This is a genomic window from Variovorax sp. N23 (assembly GCF_025486315.1).
Lineage (GTDB): Bacteria > Pseudomonadota > Gammaproteobacteria > Burkholderiales > Burkholderiaceae_C > Variovorax.
This window is the reverse complement of sequence record NZ_JAOOPY010000022.1, coordinates 23,466-42,066: the sequence shown is the minus strand read 5'-3', so window position 1 is coordinate 42,066 and position 18,601 is coordinate 23,466. Positions and strand designations below refer to the sequence as shown.

Below are 18,601 nucleotides of genomic sequence, written 5' to 3'. Positions count from 1 at the left end.
CAATCCGTCCGATGACCGCAGCTTCGACTTCCCCCCGCTACGCCGGGCTCGACCAGCGCGCTGCGGCGCTGGCCTTGCGCATGGCCTGTGCGGCCATCCTCGCCTTCTCCATCGCGGCCGTGCTGCACGTCCAGAACGCCTACTGGGCCGCCATGCCGGTCTGGGTGGTGGCCCAGTCGCAGCGCGGCCTGCTGTTCGAGCGCGGCTTCTTCCGCATCGTCGGCACGCTGCTCGGTGCCGCCGCCGGCTTCGTGCTGATCCAGGTCGCGCACAGCCCCTTCGTGCTGCTTCTTCTGTTGGGCGTGTGGGTCGCCTTGAGCGCCGGCGCGACGCATCTCCTGCCGGGCGTCGTGTCGTACGGCGCCACGCTGGCCGGCATGACCGCCGCGGTGGTGGTGCTGCCGTCGCTCGACGCGCCACAGCGCATGGTCGAGCTGGCCGCGGCGCGCGTCGAATGCACCCTGATCGGCGTGGTGGTCGTCACGCTGGTCACCGGCTTCTTCACGCCGGCATCGCCGCGGCAGGATTTCTACGCGCGCATCCGGCAACTCTGCGCCGACGCGGGCGACTTCGCCGCGCAGGCCGTGTCGGGCGTGTCGTCGACCCAGATGGCTGCCCTGGAGCGGCGCGTGCTGGCCGAACTCAGCGAAGCCGATGCCGCGGCGCGCACCTGGGCGGCCGGTTCGCTCGACGGCTACCGCCGCCTGCGGGCCAGCCGTGCGTTGGTGTCGGCCGCGCTGTCGATGATGGCTGCGGCCGTCGCGCTGCGTGGGCGGCTCGCGCGGGGTGCCGCGGTCGACGAGGGTCTTGCAGCGCGCGTGTCGGCGCATGCGCTCGCCTTGCGCGATGCGGCGCCGGGACCGGGCGCCGCGGCCCGGCCATCGCCGCCGACGACACCACGAGCCGGACCCGAGACGCGCCTGCACGACGCGATGGCGATGCTGGAGACGGCCGAGCTTGCACTGTTCGCCACCGCGCCGTCCACCAGGCAGTTGCCGCCGGCCCTTTCTCCGCCGCGCGACTGGCGGCGCGCGCGCATCAGCGGCCTGGTCTCGGGCATCGGCACCTTCGTCGTCGCATCGCTCGGTCACCTCTCGGGCTGGGGCGCCGCCGAGCTGACGGCGCTCGGCGTCTGCATCTTCTCGATGGTGCTGGGCTCGCTGCCCGAGCCGCGCCGGGTCGCGCCCAAAGTCATCGTCGGCGTGACGGTCGGCGTGCTGGTCGCGGCGGCCTACCGCTATGTCGTGCAGCCGCATGTGCACGACACGCTGGCCTTGATCCTCAGCGTGGCGCCCGTCATGGCCGTGGGTGCCTGGGCGCGCATGCACCCACGGATTGCGGCGCCGGCGCTGGATGCCAACATGTGCTTCTTGCTGGGCAGCCAGGCGGGCATGCCCGCCGTGCCGCTGGCGGTGATCGCCAACGGCGCGGCCGCGCTGCTGCTCGCGGCGCTCCTGGTCGCGGGCGGCTTCCTGCTGGCACCCGCCGGAGGTGCGGCCCGGCTGCGCAACGCGAAACAGGCGATCCGGCGTGACCTGGCACGGATGGTCGAACAACGGGGGCCTGCCACGACGACCGCTGCCTCGTCCGCGCGCAGGGACCGCCGCCTGCAGCGGCTCGCATTGGATCTGCAGCGCCTCCTGCGCCACGAAGGCAACGCCGGCGGTCTGCTGGCGATGCTGAACGTCGGCCACGGCGTGACCGCGCTGCAGCGCAGCGCCGACACGGTGCCCGGGGCCGCGGCCGTGCTCGCCACGCTGTCGGGCCACATGGACGACCCCGCCGCCGCGGGTCGCGCCCTGGCCGTCACGGGCTCCGGACTGGCGCAGCCCGTCGCCGACATCGTGCGCGACCTGGCCGACGCGCTGGCGCAGGTCGCCCCCTTGTGGAGCGATCCCGCGGGCCGGTCATAGTTGGCAGGAAGCCCATCTGGATCGTGGGCACCCCGCCAATCCGAAATCGGGGCGTGCGAGTTCGCACGCAGGGGTGCACGCGTCAGCGGCGGCAACACGCCGCTGGCCAGCGGGCTCTTCACGCCGGTCGACGGGCGCGCATGAGTTCTTCGACAGCGCCTGGCTTGTCATGGATGGCGAAGCGATCCACCAGGGTGGCGCTGGCCTCGTTCAGGCCGATGACGTCGACCGCGATGCCTTCCCGCTTGAACTTCATTACGACCTTGTCGAGCGCGCTCACCGCCGTGATGTCCCAGAAGTGCGCATGGGTCAGGTCGATGCGGACCTGTCGCACCGCCTCCTTGAAGTCGAAGGCGCGGACGAAGGCCTCCGACGATGCGAAGAACACCTGGCCGACGATGGCGTAGGTGCGGACTTCTCCGCCGGTATCGCTGGACCGATCCACCCGGAACACGCGCCCCACCTTGTGCGCGAAGAACAGGCCCGAGAGCAGCACGCCGACGAACACGCCCTTGGCGAGGTCATGCGTCGAGACCGTGACGACCACGGTCGCCACCATCACCAGCGACGAACTCGGCGGGTGCTCGCGCAGCTTGCGGACGGAGTCCCAGCTGAAGGTGCCGATGCTGACCATGATCATCACGGCCACCAGCGCCGCCATGGGGATCCTGCTGACCCACGGCCCCAGAAAGACCACCATCAGCAACAGGAAGATGCCGGCGACGAAGGTCGAGAGCCGCCCGCGGCCGCCCGACTTCACGTTGATCACCGACTGGCCGATCATGGCGCAGCCGGCCATGCCGCCGATGAAGCCGGTGGCGACGTTGGCGACACCCTGGCCGATGCACTCGCGGTTCTTGTTGCTCTCGGTGTCGGTGAGATCGTCCACGATCGACGCGGTCATCATCGATTCCAGCAGGCCCACGACCGCCATCGTTGCTGCGTAAGGGAAGATGATCTTCAGCGTTTCGAGGTTCAACGGGATGTCGGGCAGCAGGAACATCGGCAGGCTGTCGGGCAACTGGCCCATGTCGCCGACGGTGCGGATGTCCAGGCCCATCGCCAGCGCCACGCCGGTGAGCACGACGATGCAGACCAGCGGCGAAGGCACCGCCTTCGTGAGATACGGGAAGCCATAGATGATGGCCAGGCCGGCTGCGGTCATCGCATAGACCACCCAGGTCACGTTCGTGAGTTCGGGCAGCTGGGCCAGGAAGATCAGGATGGCCAACGCGTTCACGAAGCCGGTGATGACCGAGCGGGAGACGAAGCGCATCAGCGAGCCGAGCTTGAGGGCGCCGGCGATCATCTGGAGCACGCCCGTCAGCACGGTCGTCGCGAACAGGTACTGCAAGCCGTGCTCCTTCACCAGCGTGACCATGAGCAGTGCCATGGCACCGGTGGCGGCGGAAATCATGCCGGGGCGCCCGCCGACGATGGCGATGACGACCGCCATGCTGAAGGAGGCGTACAGGCCGACCTTGGGGTCGACGCCCGCGATGATGGAAAAAGCGATCGCCTCGGGAATGAGGGCCAGCGCCACAACGAGGCCCGCGAGCAGATCGCCACGGATGTTGGACAACCAGTCCTTGCGGATGGAAGAAGGAAGCATGGGAGGACTGGGCGGCACGGGGTCACCGGCCGTCTGAAAACGAGAAAGAGGACATGACGCCGCGGGCGGCCTGCCGGCCGGGTGGAGTCAAGAAGAGAGAAGAGGATGCCGCCGCGCTATGGCGGCGTGACCGCGCAGAAATAGCCGCGCGGAAGCTCCCGGCCCGGGCGGTGGACCGGGTTCAGCAGGAGGTGGCTGGAGCGATTGCGCATGGCGGCGATCTTAGCGAAGGAAGTCGGGAGCGGGCCGTCCGGAAGCGGGCGCGGGCACGCCCCCCCCTCTTCGCTCCCCCACGGAGCGACGACCCGAGCCATCTCCATGAGAATCTCCTATTGTTCGACTATGATTGAATCATGGAATCAAATGACGTCGTGCGCTCTCTCGCCGCCCTGGCTCAGCCCGTCCGCCTGCAGGTTTTTCGCTGCCTCGTGGTGGCGGGCCCCGAAGGGCTGACACCCGGCGCCCTCGTCGAAGCCATCGGCGTGCCCGCCACGAGCCTGTCGTTCCACCTCAAGGAACTGACGCACGCCGGCCTCGTGTCCCAGGAGCGCCAGGGCCGCCACCTCATCTACCGCGCCGCCTTCGACCGGATGAGCGCGCTGCTCGGCTACCTCACACAGAACTGCTGCCAGGGCGAGGCTTGCGTGGCCTCGGATGGCGCCATGCGTTGTTGACCTCCCTCCCCAACCCACCGACCATCATGACCGACACCCTCCACAACGTGCTGTTCATCTGCACCGGCAATTCTGCCCGGTCCATCCTGGCCGAAGGCCTGCTCAACCAGTTGGGCAGCAGCCGGTTCAAGGCCTTCTCCGCCGGCAGCCATCCCAAGGGCGCCGTGAATCCGCTCGCACTGGAAACACTGCGCACGCTCCGCATCGAAGACCGCGGCTACAGCAGCAAGAGCTGGGGCGAGTTCGCCAAGGACGGCGCACCGCCGATGGATTTCGTGATCACCGTCTGCGACCAGGCCGCGGGCGAGATGTGCCCGGTGTGGCCAGGCCAGCCGATCACCGCGCACTGGGGCCTGCCGGACCCCGCCGCGGTGGAAGGCACCGAGGAAGAGAAGAAGCGGGCCTTCATGGACACGGCCGTGACGCTCAAGCGCCGCATCGAGTTCATGCTGTCCCTGCCGATGGACAAGCTCGAGCGCATGGCCATCCAGCATGAGATGCGCGAGATCGGGACCCGCCAGTGACGACGAACATCCTGATCCTCTGCACCCACAACTCGGCGCGCAGCGTGCTGTCCGAGGGCATGCTCAACCACTGGGCGAAGCAGCTCGGGGTGGATGTGCGGGCGCACAGCGCCGGCAGCGCGCCGAGCGGGCGCACCAACCCGATGGCCATCGCGGTGCTGCAGGCCGCAGGCGTGGACACCGCGGGCTACCGCAGCAAGAGCTGGGACGAGTTCACCGCGCCCGGCGCGCCGCAGATGCGCGTGGTCATCACCGTCTGCGACAGCGCCGCGCAGGAGACCTGCCCCTACTGGCCGGGCTCGCCGGTCCAGATTCACTGGGGCTACCCGGATCCGTCCAACGCCGGCACGAACGACGACGAGAAGCGCGCCGCCTTCGAGTCCACCCGGCAAGCGATCGGCGAGCGCATGCGTCAGCTCGCGCTAGTGCCCTTCGCGTCGCTGGACGACGCGCAGCTGCGGGCCGCGCTCGAGAAGTTCTGAGCCGAGGCCGGGCGAACGCCCCGGCCTTTTTCCTGACACCCACAAGAAGCGCACATGCTGACGGCCATTCTCATCTTCATCTTCACGCTCGTCCTGGTCATCTGGCAGCCGCGCGGCCTGGGCATCGGCTGGAGCGCGTCGGCGGGCGCCGTGATCGCACTCGTCTTCGGGGTCGTTCAACTGAGCGACATCCCGGTGGTCTGGGGCATCGTCTGGAACGCGACCGCCACCTTCGTGGCCGTGATCATCATCAGCCTGCTGCTCGATGAAGCCGGTTTCTTCGAATGGGCGGCCCTGCACGTCGCGCGCTGGGGCGGCGGCCGCGGGCGGCTGCTGTTCGCCTTCATCGTGCTGCTCGGCGCGGCCGTGTCGGCGCTGTTCGCCAACGACGGTGCGGCGCTGATCCTCACGCCCATCGTCATGGCCATGCTGATCGCACTGGGGTTCACGCCGACGGCGACGCTGGCTTTCGTCATGGCGGCGGGCTTCATCGCCGACACCGCCAGCCTGCCGCTGATCGTCTCGAACCTGGTGAACATCGTCTCGGCCGACTTCTTCAAGATCGGCTTCGACGACTATGCGGCCGTCATGGTCCCCGTGAACATCGCCTCGGTGCTCGCCAGCCTGGTGGTGCTGATGCTGTACTTCCGGCGCGGCATCCCCGCCACCTACGACGTGGGGCAACTCAAGGCGCCGAGCGAGGCGATCAGGGACCGCGCCACCTTCCGGGCCGGCTGGGTCGTGCTCGTCCTGCTGCTGGTCGGCTTCTTCGGCCTGGAGCCGCTGGGCGTGCCGGTGAGCGCGGTGGCGGCTGTCGGCGCTGCGCTGCTGCTGGCCGTGGCGGCGCGTGGCTCGGTGATCAGCACGCGCAAGGTGCTGCACGGCGCGCCCTGGCAGATCGTGGTCTTCTCGCTCGGCATGTACCTGGTGGTCTACGGCCTGCGCAACGCGGGCCTCACCGACCGCATCGCCGGGCTGCTGAACGTCTTCGCGCAGAGCGGCGTCTGGGGCGCGGCGATGGGCACCGGCTTTCTCACGGCGCTGCTGTCCTCGGTGATGAACAACATGCCCACCGTGCTGATCGGCGCGCTGTCCATCGATGCGTCGAACGCCACCGGCGTGGTGAAGGAAGCGATGATCTACGCCAACGTGATCGGCTGCGACCTCGGTCCGAAGATCACGCCCATCGGCAGCCTGGCCACCCTGCTCTGGCTGCACGTGCTGGCCAAGAAGGGCACCACCATCGCCTGGGGCTACTACTTCCAGGTCGGTATCGTGCTGACCGTGCCGGTGCTGTTCGTGACCCTGGCCGCGCTGGCCCTGCGACTCGGCTGAACCCCGACGACCATCCTTTCATCGACCCCCCATGACCGACATCACGATCTATCACAACCCCGCCTGCGGCACCTCCCGCAACGTGCTCGCGCTGATTCGCAATTCCGGCGAGGAGCCGGAAGTGATCGAGTACTTGAAGAACCCACCAGACCGCTCGACGCTCGAAGGTCTGATCGCCGCGATGGGCGTGCCCGTGCGCGACGTGCTGCGCCAGAAGGGCACGCCCTACGACGAGCTCGGCCTCGGCGACCCCCAGTGGACCGATGCGCAGCTCATCGACGTCATGCTGCAGCACCCGATCCTGATCAACCGCCCCATCGTGGTCACGCCGCTCGGCACCCGGCTGTGCCGGCCGTCGGAGGCGGTGCTCGACCTCCTGCCGCAGCCGCAGCAGGGCGCATTCGCCAAGGAAGACGGCGAGGCGGTGGTCGATGCGAAGGGGCAGCGTGTCGCCAAGCCCTGAGCTCCCCAACGTCGACGCGGGGCTCTTTCATCGGCCGGACGCGGAACGCCTGCATCCGGCCGAACGCGCCACGCACCCGCCGCGCATCCTGCTGCTCTACGGTTCGCTGCGCGAGCGCTCGTACAGCCGGCTGCTGACCGAGGAAGCGGCACGGCTGCTGCAGGCCCTGGGCGCGGAGCCGCGCATCTTCGATCCGCGCGGCCTGCCGATGCCGGACGACACCCCCGAGGACCACCCGAAGGTTCAGGAACTGCGCGCGCTGGCGCAATGGGCCGAGGGCATGGTCTGGACATCGCCCGAGCGCCACGGCGCCATGACCGGCATCATGAAGGCGCAGATCGACTGGATCCCGCTGTCCATCGGCGCGGTGCGGCCGACGCAGGGCAAGACGCTGGCGGTGATGGAGGTGTCGGGCGGCTCGCAGTCCTTCAATGCCGTCAACCAGCTGCGGGTGCTCGGGCGCTGGATGCGCATGATCACCATCCCCAACCAGTCCTCCGTCGCCAAGGCCTTCCTGGAGTTCGACGACGCCGGCCGCATGAAGCCGTCGTCGTACTACGAGCGGGTGGTCGACGTGATGGAAGAGCTGGTGAAGTTCACCCTGCTCACCCGCGACGCGGCCGGCTACCTGGTGGACCGCTACAGCGAACGCAGGGAAAGCGCGGAGCAACTCTCGGCACGCGTGAATCAACGCGCCATTTGAGGCGCGCGCTCAAAGAATCAGCAGCGCCCGGAAGTCGTTGACGTTGGTGTGCGTCGGCCCCGTGACCAGCAGGTCGCCGATCGCATCGAAGTAGCCGTAGGCATCGTTACGGTCGAGATGATCGGCGAGCTTGCGGCCCTGCGCCGTGGCGCGCGCCAGCGTGTCGGGCGTGACGAAGGCACCCGCGTTGTCTTCCACGCCGTCGATGCCGTCGGTGTCGGCGGCCAGCGCCCACACGTCGGGCTGGCCGGCCAGCGCGCCGGCCAGACCCAGGCAGAACTCGCCGGCGCGGCCGCCGCGGCCCTTGGCCTGGCCAGGCTGGCGCGGGCGGATCGTCACCGTGGTCTCGCCGCCCGAGAGGATCACGCAGGGCTTCGCGAAGGGCGCGCCGCGCAACGCGACCGCGCGGGCCAGCGCGCCGTGCACCTTGCCGACCTCGCGCGATTCGCCTTCCATCTCGTCGCTCAGGATGTGCGCGTCGATGCCTGCCGCGCGCGCGGCCGCGGCGGCCGCTTCGAGCGACTGCTGCGGCGTCGCGATGAGGTGTGTGGTGTGGCCCTGGAACACGGCGTCGGACGGCTTCGGCGTCTCGAGCGCGCCGCGCTCCAGCTGTGCACGCACGGGTGCCGGCACCGCGATGCCGTAGCGGTCGAGGATCGCCATTGCGTCGGCGCAGGTGGTGGCGTCGGGCACGGTCGGGCCGCTCGCGATGACGGCCGGGTCGTCGCCCGGCACGTCGCTGATGGTGAGCGTCACCACCTGCGCCGGTGAACACGCCGCGGCCAATCGTCCACCCTTGATGCGCGACAGGTGCTTGCGCACGCAGTTCATCTCGCCGATGTGGGCACCGCTCTCGAGCAGCTGCCTGTTGATGCGCTGCTTGTCTTCGAGCGTCAGCCCGTCGGCCGGCAGCGTGAGCAGTGACGAACCGCCGCCGGAGATCAGGCACAGCACCAGGTCGTCGGCCGTGAGGCCTTCGGTCAATGCCAGGATGCGCTCGGCCGCCTTCAGCCCGGCGGCGTCGGGCACCGGGTGCGCGGCCTCCACGATCTCGATGCGCGCCGCGAGCCCCTCGGGCCGCAGCGGGATGTGGCCGTAGCGCGTGACGACCAGGCCCGACAGCGGCGCATCCGCCGGCCACAGCGCTTCGAGCGCCTGCGCCATCGAGCCGCCGGCCTTGCCGGCGCCCAGCACCAGCGTCCGCCCCCTGGGCGGCCTCGGCAGGTGCGGCGCCATGCTGGCGAGCGGCAGTGCGCGCGCAACCGCGACGCCATACAGATGCGCGAGGAAATCACGCGGCGACGTGCGTGCATCGGGCACGCGGGGCACTTCAAAAGGGGGGTTCGATGCGATCATTTGCGTTGTCTCCACGCTCTATTTTGTCTGCTCGCGCCATGACCACCCTGCTGATCCGCAACGCGACCTGTGTCGCCACCTTCGACGACGCGCGCACCGAATGGCACGACGCCTCGGTCTTCGTGCACGGCCATCGCATCGAGGCGATCGGGCCGGCCGCCCACCTGCCGCAGACCGCGGATGAAGTGATCGACGCGCGCGGCCACCTCGTCGTGCCAGGGCTGGTCAACACGCACCACCACATGTACCAGTCGCTCACCCGCGCCATCCCGGCGGTGCAGGACGCGGAACTGTTCTCGTGGCTGCGCGGCCTCTACCCGATCTGGGCCGGGCTCACGCCGGAGATGGTGTACGTGTCGACGCAGCTCGCCATGGCCGAGCTGCTGCTCGCCGGCTGCACCACGAGCAGCGACCACCTCTACGTCTACCCCAACGGCGTGCGGCTGGACGACAGCATCGACGCGGCGCGCGAGATCGGCATGCGCTTCGTCGCGGCGCGCGGCAGCATGAGCGTCGGCGCATCGCAGGGCGGCCTGCCACCCGACCGCATGGTCGGGCGCGAGGACGCCATCCTGAAGGACACGCAACGCCTGATCGAAACGCACCACGACGCCGCGCACGGCGCGATGGTCAACGTGGCGGTGGCGCCCTGCTCGCCCTTCAGCGTGAGCCGCGACTTGATGCGCGAATCGGCCATGCTCGCCCGCTCTTTCAAGGGTCAAGGCGTGCGGCTGCACACGCACCTGGCCGAAAACGACCACGACATCGCCTACAGCCGCGAGAAATTCAACTGCACGCCCACCGAATACGCGCAGGACCTGGGCTGGCTCGGCCACGATGTGTGGCACGCACACTGCGTGAAGCTCGATGCGCCGGGCATCGCGCTGTTCGCGAAGACGAAGACCGGCGTGGCGCACTGCCCCTGCAGCAACATGCGCCTGGCCTCGGGCATCGCGCCGATCCGCCGCATGCTGGATGCGGGCGTGCCGGTCGGCCTGGGGGTGGACGGCAGCGCCAGCAACGACGGCGCGCACATGGTGAACGAGGCCCGGCAGGCCCTGCTGCTGGCCCGCGTGGGCCGGTCGCTCGAACCCTTCGGCTGCGACCATGGTCCTTCAGAAATGACGGCGCGCGACGCGCTCGCCATTGCCACGCGCGGCGGCGCCGAGGTGCTGGGCCGTGCCGACATCGGCCACCTCGCGCCGGGCATGTGTGCCGACCTCGCACTGTTCGACTTGAACACCGTCGCCTTTGCCGGCGGCGCGGTGCACGACCCGGTCGCGAGCCTGCTGCTGTGCGCCAGCCCGCAGGCGGCCTACACGGTGGTCAACGGGCGCGTGGTGGTCCGCCAAGGCCAGTTGGCGACAGTCGATCTCGGGCCGCTGGTGGAACGGCACAACCGGCTGGCGAGGCAGTTGGCACTCGATGCACGCTGAGCGCGCCGGCGCTCACTTCGTCGGTGCGCCGGCCAGGAACCAGGTGCCGATCAGTGCACGTTCGGCATCCGTGATGCCGGTCGCGTTGTTCATCGGCATGATCTTCGTCACCACCACCTGCTGGTAGACCGCCTGGGCGTGCAATGCGACCTGGTCGGGCGCGTCGAGCCGCACGTTCTTCATCTGCACCGTCGCGCCGTGGCACAGGTAGCAGCGCTGCTCAAGCACCTTCTGCACGTCGCCGAACGCGACCTTCGGTGCCACCGCGCCGGGCGCCGGTGCCGCCACGGGCTCGGGCTTCATCCAGACGATGGTGAGGCCGAGCACGGCGATGCCGACCATCGCGTAAGGCAGCGGATTTTTCGCGTTGCCCAGCTTGAAGCGATGCCGCACCACGAAGAATTGACGGATCGCCGCGCCGCCGAGCATGATCAGCAGCAGCACGATCCAGTTGTACTTGTGCGTGTAGGTGAAGCTGTAGTGGTTGCTCAGCATCGCGAACAGCACCGGCAGCGTGAAGTAGGTGTTGTGCACGCTGCGCTGCTTGCCGCGCTGGCCGTGGATCGGGTTGACCGGCTTGCCCTGGCGCATCAGCGCGACGTTCTCGCGCTGGCCGGGGATGATCCAGAAGAACACGTTGCCGCTCATGGTCGTGGCCATCATCGCGCCGACCAGCAGGAAGGCGGCGCGGCCGGCGAACCAGTGGCAGGCCAGCCAGGCCGCGAAGGCGACGAAGAGCGCGACCAGCACGCCGACGATCGCGTCGCCGTGCTTGCGGCGGCCGAAGATCTGGCAGATGCCGTCGTAGACGATCCAGAACACGACGAAGAAGGCCAGCGCCACCGAGATGGCTGCGCCGGGCTGCCAGTCCATCTTCGACTTGTCGATGAGATACGTGCTGGCATTCCACAGGTACGACATCGTGAAGAGCGCGAAGCCGGTGATCCAGGTCGTGTAGCTTTCCCAGTACGACCAGTGCAGGTGGTCCGGCAGCTTCTTGGGCGCCAGCGCGTACTTCTGCATGTTGTAGAAGCCGCCGCCGTGCACCGCCCATTGCTCGCCGCCGACGCCCTTGTCGAGCGATTCGGCGTCCTGCGGCTTCTCGAGGCTGTTGTCCAGCATCACGAAGTAGAAGGAGGCGCCGATCCAGGCGATGGCGGTGATGACGTGGACCCAGCGCAGCAGCAGGTTGGCCCAGTCGAGGTAGTAGCTTTCCATGCTCAACCTTGTCGGCGCGTGGGGGCGCCTTGTCGTTTTGGCCTGCTCACCACCGCGGGCGCTGTAAGCAGAAGAAAAGCCGCGAACGCAGGCCCCGGAAGGGCACCGGCTCCGCTGCGGCATGGAGTTGTGAACCGAAGTGTATGCACTTTATCGGCCTCGGGGCCGTCATCGTCAGTCGCTGTCGATCGATTGCAACAACTGTGCCGCCACCGCCACGGCGATCACCGCCGGCTCCTTGCCGCCGATGCCGGGCACGCCGATCGGGCAGGTGATGCGCGCCATCTCTTCCTGCGAGAAGCCGCGCGCCTCCAGCCGGTGGCGGAAGGTCGCCCACTTGGTCTTGCTGCCGATCAGGCCGACGTAGGGCAGGTCGCCGTGCAGGCGCAGCCGCTGCAGGCAGGCGATGACGATGTCGAGGTCTTCGGCGTGGCTGAAGCTCATGATCAGCACGCGCGAGCCGGGGGCCAGGTGGGCGACGGCCGACTGCACCGGCTCGGAATGCTCGGTCTCGACCTGCACGGGCAGCGCAGGCGGGAACACGCCTTCGCGGCTGTCGATCCAGCGCACCGCGAAAGGGAGCGTCGCGAGCAGCCGCGCCAGGGCGGCGCCCACATGACCGCCACCGAAAAGCGCCAACGGCTTCAGGTGCGCGCCGAGTTCGTCGCGCAGCGCGGGCGCGTCGGCGGCATCGATGCGGCGGAACTGCAGGAACACCACACCGCCGCAGCACTGCCCCAGGCTCGGCCCGAGCGGGTAGCGCCGCACGCCGCCGATCGGCTCGCCGCCCTCGAGCCAGGCGCGTGCCTCGCGCACCGCCTGGAATTCGAGCTGGCCGCCGCCAATGGTGCCGGTCAGCGCGCCGGGCCAGACGGCCATCCAGGTGCCGGCCTCGCGCGGCACCGAGCCCTCGGTGGCCTCGACGCGCACCAGCACACCCGGCCCGAGGCCGAGCCGGTGCAGCAGGTCGTCGAGGGCCGGGTTCATGCCGGGGATTGTCCCGCGGGATGACGCCCCGTTACCGGGCACGGCTGTATGCACGGTATAACCCCGGCGATGATTTGCAGCCTCTCACCGCGCCGTCTCGCCCTCGCCGGCGTCCTGTTCGCCACCCTGTGGCTCGCTGGCTGCGGCAGCAGCCCGACCGCGCCGATCACCGGCACCGTGCCCGGCCAGCTCAGCGGCGCGACGCCGGAGCCCGGCCCCGCCACCCGCACCGTGCCGCGCCCATCGGCCGCCGCCAATCCGCGCGACTACCGCAAGGACGCCGCCCGCCACATCTACGACGCCAACAAGGAACGCATCTACGGCGGCAAGCTGCCGCCGGTGCTCTACGCGGTCGGCACGCTGCAGGTCAACCTGGATGCGCAGGGCAAGGTGCTGTCGATGCACTGGATGCGCGCGCCGAAGCACGCACCGGAAGTCATCGCGGAGATCGAGCGCACGGTGCTCGAAGCCTCGCCTTTTCCGGCCGCGACACAACTCGGACGCGTGACCTGGACCGACACATGGCTGTGGGACAAGGGCGGTCACTTTCAACTCGACACGCTGACCGAAGGTCAGCCATAGCGCTCAGGAGCCGCGGTATGTCGAATAGCTCCACGGGCTCACCAGCAGCGGCACGTGGTAGTGCTGGTCGGTGTGCGCCACGCCGAAGTCGAGCGAGACCTTGTCGAGGAAGTTGGGCTCGGGCAACTGCACGCCACGCGCCTTGAAGTAGCCGGCCACATCGAAGGTCAGGCGGTAGGTGCCGACGCGGATGGTGTTGTTGTCGTAGAGCGGGCCGTCGCTGCGGCCATCTGCGTTGAGGGTGAAGCGCTTCACCAGCGTGGCGGTGTCGCCCTGCGTGGTGTACAGCGCCACGGCCATGCCCACGGCGGGCGCGCCGTGCATCGTGTCCAGTACGTGGGTGCTCAGGCCCATGGTTCGCTCCTTCGGTCTCCGGCACGCCGGCGGTTCGTTTCGTGAACAAAAGTGTATACAGTTATTGGCTTTGGGTCTATCATGAATCCATGGAGCCCTCCCCCACCGGCGCGATCGTCGATGCCCTGACCCGGGCCATCGTCGAGCATCGCCTGCAACCGGGCAGCAAGCTGGCCGAGCAGAAGCTCGCCGACCACTTCGGCGTGTCGCGCACGCTGGTGAGGCAAGCTTTGTTCCAGCTTTCGCAAAATCGCCTGGTGCGCCTCGAACCGGCGCGCGGTGCCTTCGTGGCGGCACCGACGGTCGACGAGGCCCGGCAGGTCTTCGCCGTGCGGCGCATGCTCGAGGCCGAGATGACGCGCGCCTTCGTGCGCGAGGTGACGCCGGCGCGCATCAAGGCGCTGCGCGAGCACGTCGCCAACGAGAAGGCGGCGGTGGCCGCCGGCGTCGGCGCGCACGGCAACGAACTGCTCGGCGACTTCCATGTCCGCATGGCCGAGCTCATGGGCAATGCGGTGCTGGCACAGCTGCTGGGCGAACTGGTCTCGCGCTGCGCCCTCATCACGCTGATGTACCAGCGGCCGGTGGCGGCCCAGCACTCGAATGAAGAACATGCCGACATCGTGAAAGCGCTGGCGGCCAGGGACGAAGAACGCGCAGTGCGCCTGATGACCGACCACCTTCTGCACGTCGAGGCCAGCCTGACCTTCGACGGGAAGGTGCCGACCAATGACATTTCCCTTGCGCTGTCCTGAGCAGCGCCTTCCCCCATGAGCGATTCCGTCCCCACCCCCTACCCCCGCGACCTCGTCGGCTACGGCCGCAACGTTCCCCACGCCCAATGGCCGGGCCAGGCGAAGATCGCCGTCCAATTCGTCCTCAACTACGAGGAAGGCGGCGAGAACAACCCACTGCACGGCGACCCGACCTCCGAGACCTTCCTGTCGGAACTCATCACCGCGCAGGCCTACGAGAACCGCCACATGACGATGGAGTCGATGTACGAGTACGGCTCGCGCGTCGGCGTCTGGCGCATCCTCAAGGAATTCGAGTCGCGCGGCCTGCCGCTCACGGTGTTCGGCATCGGCATGGCGCTGCAGCGCTATCCGGAACTGGTCGAGACCTTCCTGAAGAACGGCTACGAGATCGCCAACCACGGCCTGCGCTGGATCCATTACCAGAATCTGCCGATGGCCACCGAGAAGCGCCACCTCGACCTCGCCACGCACGTCATCCGAGACATGACCGGCGGCCAGTGGCCGCTGGGCTGGTACACCGGCCGCGACAGCCCCAACACCCGCCGCCTGGTGGTCGACCAGGGCAGCTACGAATACGACAGCGACTACTACGGCGACGACCTGCCCTTCTGGATGCAGGTCGAGAAGAGCGACGGCAGCATCGCGCCGCACCTGGTGGTGCCCTACTCGCTCGACACCAACGACATGCGCTTCGTGCAGACGCAGGGCTTCAACACCGGCGACCACTTCTTCACCTACCTGCGCGACAGCTTCGACGCGCTCTACGCGGAAGGCGAAGAGGCGCCGAAGATGATGAGCATCGGCATGCACTGCCGCCTGCTGGGCAAGCCGGGCCGCATCGGCGCGCTGCGCCGCTTCCTCGACCATGTTCAGGCGCACGAGCGTGTGTGGATCTGCCGCCGCATCGACATCGCCCGGCACTGGCAGCAGGTGCACCCGTTCCAGCCCACCACCGGAGAATGACATGCCGCTGAGCATCGACGCACTCAACGCCGCGTCGCCCACCGAGGCGCTCGCCCTGCTCGACGGCGTGTACGAGCATTCGCCGTGGATCGCCGAGCGCGCGCTCGCCGCCCGCCCTTTCCGCTCGCTGCAGCACCTCAAGCACGCGATGGCGCGCGTCGTGAACGATGCCAGTGCCGATGCGCAGCTCGGCCTGATCCGCGCCCACCCCGAGCTCGCCGGCAAGGCGATGACGGCGAACACGCTCACCGCGGAATCGACCCACGAGCAGCGCAAGGCCGGCCTAACCGACTGCACGCCCGAAGAGCTCGAGAAGATCCGCCAGCTGAATGCCGCCTATGGCGCGAAGTTCGGCTTCCCCTTCATCCTGGCCGTGCGCGGGCCGCGCGGCACCGGGCTGCGCAAGCAGGAGATCATCGACACCTTCGAGCGCCGGCTGGACAACCACGCCGACTTCGAGCGCGCCGAGTCGCTGCGCAACATCCACCGCATCGCCGAGATCCGCCTGAACGACAAGTTCGGCGTGACGCCCGCGCTGGGCAACGACGTGTGGGACTGGCACGAGCAGCTCGCCGTGCACAGCGACCCGGGTTTCAAGGAAAAGGGCCAGCTCACCGTCACCTACCTGACCGAGGCGCACCGCGCCTGCGCCACGCAGATCGCCGCGCTGATGCGCGAGGTCGGCTTCGACTCGGTCGAGATCGACGCCGTGGGCAACGTGGTCGGCCGCTACGAAGCCTCCGTGCCGGGCGCGCGCGCGCTGCTCACCGGCTCGCACTACGACACCGTGCGCAACGGCGGCAAGTACGACGGCCGCCTGGGCATCTTCGTGCCCATCGCCTGCGTGCGCGAACTCGCGCGCCAGGGCCGGCGCCTGCCCTTCGGCTTCGAAGTCGTCGCCTTCGCCGAGGAAGAAGGCCAGCGCTACAAGGCGACCTTCCTCGGCTCGGGCGCGCTCATCGGCCACTTCGACGCCGACTGGCTCACGCAGAAGGACGCGCAGGGCGTGACCCTGCGCGAAGCCATGCAGCACGTCGGCCTGCGCGAGCAGGACATCCCCGCGATCCAGCGCGACCCGGCGCGCTACCTGGGCTTCGTCGAGGTGCACATCGAGCAGGGCCCGGTGCTCAACGAGCTCGACCTGCCGCTGGGCATCGTCACCTCCATCAACGGCGGCGTGCGCTACGTGTGCGAGGTGATCGGCATGGCCAGCCACGCCGGCACCACGCCGATGGACCGCCGGCGCGACGCTGCCGTGGCGGTCGCGGAGCTCATGCTCTACGCCGAGCAACGCGCCGCGCAGGACGGCGACTCGGTCGCCACCGTCGGCATGCTCGAGGTGCCCAACGGCTCCATCAACGTGGTGCCCGGCCGCTGCCGGTTCAGCCTCGACATGCGCGCACCGACCGACGCCCAGCGCGATGCGATGGTGGCCGACGTGCTCGCTAGGCTCGACGCGATCGTGCAGCGCCGCGGGCTGCGCCAGACGCGCGAACTCGCCATGCAGGCCTCGGCCGCGCCCAGTGCGCCCGACTGGCAGCAGCGCTGGGAGCGCGCGGTCGACGCCCTGGGCGTGCCGCTGTTCCGCATGCCCAGCGGCGCCGGCCACGACGCGATGAAGCTGCACGAAGTCATGCCGCAGGCGATGCTCTTCGTTCGCGGCCTGAACGCCGGCATCAGCCACAACCCGCTCGAATCGAGCACCAGCGACGACATCGAACTCGCGGTGCAAGCCTTCCAGAACCTCCTCGACAACCTGGCGACCGAACCGACGCCCGCGACCCCATGACCGATTACGCCAAGCTCGACGCCTGGATCGACGCCCACTTCGACGAGGAAGTGCGCTTCCTGCAGGAACTCGTGCGCGTCCCCACCGACACGCCGCCCGGCAACAACGCGCCGCACGCCGAGCGCACTGCCCAGTTGCTCGAAGGCTTCGGCCTGCACGCCGAGAAGCATCCGGTGCCGGCGCAGCAGGTGCAGGACTACGGCCTCGAATCGATCACCAACCTGATCGTGCGCCGCGCCTACGGCCCCGGCCGCACGGTGGCGCTCAACGCCCATGGCGACGTGGTGCCGCCCGGCGACGGCTGGTCGCACGACCCGTACGGCGGCGAGATCGACGGCGGTGCCCTCTACGGCCGCGCAGCGGCCGTCAGCAAGAGCGACTTCGCCAGCTTCACCTTCGCGCTGCGCGCGCTCGAAGCGGTGGCCAAGCCGACGAAGGGCGCCGTCGAGCTGCACTTCACCTACGACGAGGAATTCGGCGGCCTGCTCGGGCCGGGCTGGCTGCTCAGCCAGGGGCTGACCAAGCCCGACCTGATGATCGCCGCCGGTTTCAGCTACGAGGTCGTCACAGCCCACAACGGCTGCCTGCAGATGGAAGTGACGGTGCACGGCAAGATGGCCCACGCGGCCATCCCATCGACCGGCGTCGACGCGCTGCAGGGCGCGGTGCACATCCTCAACGCGCTGTATGCACAGAACACGCTGTACGGGCAGGTGACGTCGGCCGTCGAGGGCATCACGCACCCCTACCTGAACGTGGGCCGCATCGAAGGCGGCACCAACACCAACGTCGTGCCGGGCAAGGTCGTGTTCAAGCTCGACCGCCGCATGATCCCCGAGGAGAACCCGGCCGAAGTCGAGGCCACGATCCGCCGCGTGATCGCCGAGGCGGCGGCGCAATGCCCAGGCATCACGGTCGGCATCAAGCGCCTGCTGCTGGCCAATTCGATGCGCCCGCTGCCGGGCAACCAGCCCCTGGTCGACGCCATCCAGACGCACGGCCGGGCCATCTTCGGCGAGCCGATCCCCGCCATGGGCACGCCGCTCTACACCGACGTGCGGCTGTACGGCGAGGCCGGCATCCCCGGCGTCATCTACGGTGCGGGGCCGCGCACCGTGCTCGAGTCGCACGCCAAGCGCAACGACGAGCGCGTGGTGCTGGACGACCTGCGCGGCGCCACCAAGGTCATCGCACGCACGCTGGCCGACCTGCTGGGCTGACCGCTCACCTTCGGCGTCGAGCGCCGTCCCCGCCCTCCAGGCCCGCCGCGTGCGGGCCTGCTGCGTTCTGGCCCACTGCGTTCGCGCCCCACTGCGTTCTGGCCCACTGCGCACCAGGAACGGACGTGTCGTGCACTGCAATCGACCAGACTTCGATCGCCGACGATAGTTGTATACAAATATCGTTGCTGATTGCTGGCCCGCAATTTGCTGGCGAGTCGCAGACCACCCA

At 69.0% G+C, this 18,601-nt stretch carries 18 protein-coding genes; 13 read left to right on the top strand and 5 right to left on the bottom strand.

Going from position 1 to position 18,601, the window contains the following annotated elements; all coding sequences use genetic code 11:
• Positions 1 to 11: 11 nt before the first annotated feature.
• On the top strand, positions 12 to 1,913 hold the full coding sequence (locus N8A90_RS23905) for an FUSC family protein (protein ID WP_262077742.1): 1,902 nt from the start codon (positions 12 to 14) through the stop codon (positions 1,911 to 1,913).
• A gap of 118 nt (positions 1,914 to 2,031) precedes the next feature.
• Here the strand turns inward: N8A90_RS23905 and N8A90_RS23900 are convergent, their stop codons facing one another.
• A complete protein-coding gene (locus N8A90_RS23900; RefSeq protein ID WP_262077741.1) occupies positions 2,032 to 3,525 on the bottom strand; it encodes a SulP family inorganic anion transporter in 1,494 nt (497 codons plus the stop codon).
• Positions 3,526 to 3,878: 353 nt separating this feature from the next.
• Here N8A90_RS23900 and N8A90_RS23895 point away from each other — a divergent pair, with 353 nt between their 5' ends.
• From N8A90_RS23895 to arsH, 6 genes are read left to right on the top strand one after another with little or no spacing between them, the layout of a single operon-like run.
• On the top strand, positions 3,879 to 4,199 hold the full coding sequence (locus N8A90_RS23895) for an ArsR/SmtB family transcription factor (RefSeq protein ID WP_262077740.1): 321 nt from the start codon (positions 3,879 to 3,881) through the stop codon (positions 4,197 to 4,199).
• Positions 4,200 to 4,225: 26 nt separating this feature from the next.
• Positions 4,226 to 4,723, top strand: a complete 498-nt coding sequence (locus N8A90_RS23890) for an arsenate reductase ArsC (protein ID WP_262077739.1) — start codon at positions 4,226 to 4,228, stop codon at positions 4,721 to 4,723.
• The gene (locus N8A90_RS23885; RefSeq protein ID WP_262077738.1) at positions 4,720 to 5,205 is read left to right on the top strand and encodes an arsenate reductase ArsC; all 486 of its coding nucleotides are present in this window, start codon (positions 4,720 to 4,722) and stop codon (positions 5,203 to 5,205) included. Before N8A90_RS23890 ends, N8A90_RS23885 begins: the two co-directional genes overlap by 4 nt.
• A 54-nt stretch (positions 5,206 to 5,259) precedes the next feature.
• Positions 5,260 to 6,540, top strand: a complete 1,281-nt coding sequence (locus tag N8A90_RS23880; protein ID WP_262077737.1) for an arsenic transporter — start codon at positions 5,260 to 5,262, stop codon at positions 6,538 to 6,540.
• 31 nt (positions 6,541 to 6,571) lie between these two features.
• Positions 6,572 to 7,003 carry an arsenate reductase (glutaredoxin) gene (gene arsC, locus N8A90_RS23875; RefSeq protein WP_262077736.1) on the top strand — a complete coding sequence of 144 codons (432 nt, stop codon included), beginning with the start codon at positions 6,572 to 6,574 and terminating at the stop codon, positions 7,001 to 7,003.
• A complete protein-coding gene (arsH, locus tag N8A90_RS23870) occupies positions 6,972 to 7,706 on the top strand; it encodes an arsenical resistance protein ArsH (protein ID WP_262077735.1) in 735 nt (244 codons plus the stop codon). The genes arsC and arsH overlap by 32 nt, the downstream gene beginning before the upstream one ends.
• Positions 7,707 to 7,715: 9 nt before the next feature.
• Here arsH and N8A90_RS23865 read toward each other — a convergent pair whose 3' ends face one another.
• On the bottom strand, positions 7,716 to 9,062 hold the full coding sequence (locus N8A90_RS23865; protein ID WP_262077734.1) for a glycerate kinase: 1,347 nt from the start codon (positions 9,060 to 9,062) through the stop codon (positions 7,716 to 7,718).
• Between the two features lie 38 nt (positions 9,063 to 9,100).
• On the opposite strand from N8A90_RS23865, the gene N8A90_RS23860 reads away from it, so the two are divergent.
• The gene (locus tag N8A90_RS23860; protein WP_262077733.1) at positions 9,101 to 10,498 is read left to right on the top strand and encodes an 8-oxoguanine deaminase; all 1,398 of its coding nucleotides are present in this window, start codon (positions 9,101 to 9,103) and stop codon (positions 10,496 to 10,498) included.
• Between the two features lie 12 nt (positions 10,499 to 10,510).
• Here the strand turns inward: N8A90_RS23860 and N8A90_RS23855 are convergent, their stop codons facing one another.
• On the bottom strand, positions 10,511 to 11,716 hold the full coding sequence (locus N8A90_RS23855) for a urate hydroxylase PuuD (protein ID WP_262077731.1): 1,206 nt from the start codon (positions 11,714 to 11,716) through the stop codon (positions 10,511 to 10,513).
• 174 nt (positions 11,717 to 11,890) lie between these two features.
• The gene (gene xdhC, locus N8A90_RS23850) at positions 11,891 to 12,703 is read right to left on the bottom strand and encodes a xanthine dehydrogenase accessory protein XdhC (protein WP_262077730.1); all 813 of its coding nucleotides are present in this window, start codon (positions 12,701 to 12,703) and stop codon (positions 11,891 to 11,893) included.
• 69 nt (positions 12,704 to 12,772) lie between these two features.
• Between xdhC and N8A90_RS23845 the strand changes: the two genes are divergently transcribed.
• On the top strand, positions 12,773 to 13,285 hold the full coding sequence (locus tag N8A90_RS23845; protein ID WP_262077729.1) for a hypothetical protein: 513 nt from the start codon (positions 12,773 to 12,775) through the stop codon (positions 13,283 to 13,285).
• 3 nt (positions 13,286 to 13,288) lie between these two features.
• Here N8A90_RS23845 and uraH read toward each other — a convergent pair whose 3' ends face one another.
• Complete coding sequence (uraH, locus tag N8A90_RS23840; protein ID WP_262077728.1) at positions 13,289 to 13,639, bottom strand: hydroxyisourate hydrolase; 351 nt, start codon at positions 13,637 to 13,639, stop codon at positions 13,289 to 13,291.
• An 89-nt stretch (positions 13,640 to 13,728) separates the two neighbouring features.
• Here uraH and N8A90_RS23835 point away from each other — a divergent pair, with 89 nt between their 5' ends.
• The 4 genes from N8A90_RS23835 to N8A90_RS23820 are packed head-to-tail and all read left to right on the top strand — an operon-like array spanning position 13,729 to position 18,369.
• Positions 13,729 to 14,394 (top strand): GntR family transcriptional regulator, encoded by a 666-nt coding sequence (locus N8A90_RS23835; protein WP_262077727.1) that lies wholly within the window; start codon positions 13,729 to 13,731, stop codon positions 14,392 to 14,394.
• Positions 14,395 to 14,409: 15 nt separating this feature from the next.
• Positions 14,410 to 15,360, top strand: a complete 951-nt coding sequence (gene puuE / locus N8A90_RS23830) for an allantoinase PuuE (protein ID WP_262077725.1) — start codon at positions 14,410 to 14,412, stop codon at positions 15,358 to 15,360.
• A 1-nt stretch (position 15,361) separates the two neighbouring features.
• Complete coding sequence (gene uraD / locus N8A90_RS23825; protein ID WP_262077724.1) at positions 15,362 to 17,149, top strand: 2-oxo-4-hydroxy-4-carboxy-5-ureidoimidazoline decarboxylase; 1,788 nt, start codon at positions 15,362 to 15,364, stop codon at positions 17,147 to 17,149.
• On the top strand, positions 17,146 to 18,369 hold the full coding sequence (locus N8A90_RS23820; RefSeq protein WP_262077722.1) for a M20 family metallopeptidase: 1,224 nt from the start codon (positions 17,146 to 17,148) through the stop codon (positions 18,367 to 18,369). The genes uraD and N8A90_RS23820 overlap by 4 nt, the downstream gene beginning before the upstream one ends.
• The last annotated feature ends 232 nt before the right edge of the window (positions 18,370 to 18,601 follow it).

Bases quoted from the DNA above. Each gene is read 5' to 3' on its own strand.
- N8A90_RS23905 (WP_262077742.1), top strand. From the start codon at position 12: ATGACCGCAGCTTCGACTTCCCCCCGCTACGCCGGGCTCGACCAGCGC.
- N8A90_RS23900 (WP_262077741.1), bottom strand. From the start codon at position 3,525: ATGCTTCCTTCTTCCATCCGCAAGGACTGGTTGTCCAACATCCGTGGC.
- N8A90_RS23895 (WP_262077740.1), top strand. From the start codon at position 3,879: ATGGAATCAAATGACGTCGTGCGCTCTCTCGCCGCCCTGGCTCAGCCC.
- N8A90_RS23890 (WP_262077739.1), top strand. From the start codon at position 4,226: ATGACCGACACCCTCCACAACGTGCTGTTCATCTGCACCGGCAATTCT.
- N8A90_RS23880 (WP_262077737.1), top strand. From the start codon at position 5,260: ATGCTGACGGCCATTCTCATCTTCATCTTCACGCTCGTCCTGGTCATC.
- arsC (WP_262077736.1), top strand. From the start codon at position 6,572: ATGACCGACATCACGATCTATCACAACCCCGCCTGCGGCACCTCCCGC.
- arsH (WP_262077735.1), top strand. From the start codon at position 6,972: ATGCGAAGGGGCAGCGTGTCGCCAAGCCCTGAGCTCCCCAACGTCGAC.
- N8A90_RS23865 (WP_262077734.1), bottom strand. From the start codon at position 9,062: ATGATCGCATCGAACCCCCCTTTTGAAGTGCCCCGCGTGCCCGATGCA.
- N8A90_RS23860 (WP_262077733.1), top strand. From the start codon at position 9,101: ATGACCACCCTGCTGATCCGCAACGCGACCTGTGTCGCCACCTTCGAC.
- N8A90_RS23855 (WP_262077731.1), bottom strand. From the start codon at position 11,716: ATGGAAAGCTACTACCTCGACTGGGCCAACCTGCTGCTGCGCTGGGTC.
- xdhC (WP_262077730.1), bottom strand. From the start codon at position 12,703: ATGAACCCGGCCCTCGACGACCTGCTGCACCGGCTCGGCCTCGGGCCG.
- N8A90_RS23845 (WP_262077729.1), top strand. From the start codon at position 12,773: ATGATTTGCAGCCTCTCACCGCGCCGTCTCGCCCTCGCCGGCGTCCTG.
- uraH (WP_262077728.1), bottom strand. From the start codon at position 13,639: ATGGGCCTGAGCACCCACGTACTGGACACGATGCACGGCGCGCCCGCC.
- N8A90_RS23835 (WP_262077727.1), top strand. From the start codon at position 13,729: ATGGAGCCCTCCCCCACCGGCGCGATCGTCGATGCCCTGACCCGGGCC.
- puuE (WP_262077725.1), top strand. From the start codon at position 14,410: ATGAGCGATTCCGTCCCCACCCCCTACCCCCGCGACCTCGTCGGCTAC.
- uraD (WP_262077724.1), top strand. From the start codon at position 15,362: ATGCCGCTGAGCATCGACGCACTCAACGCCGCGTCGCCCACCGAGGCG.
- N8A90_RS23820 (WP_262077722.1), top strand. From the start codon at position 17,146: ATGACCGATTACGCCAAGCTCGACGCCTGGATCGACGCCCACTTCGAC.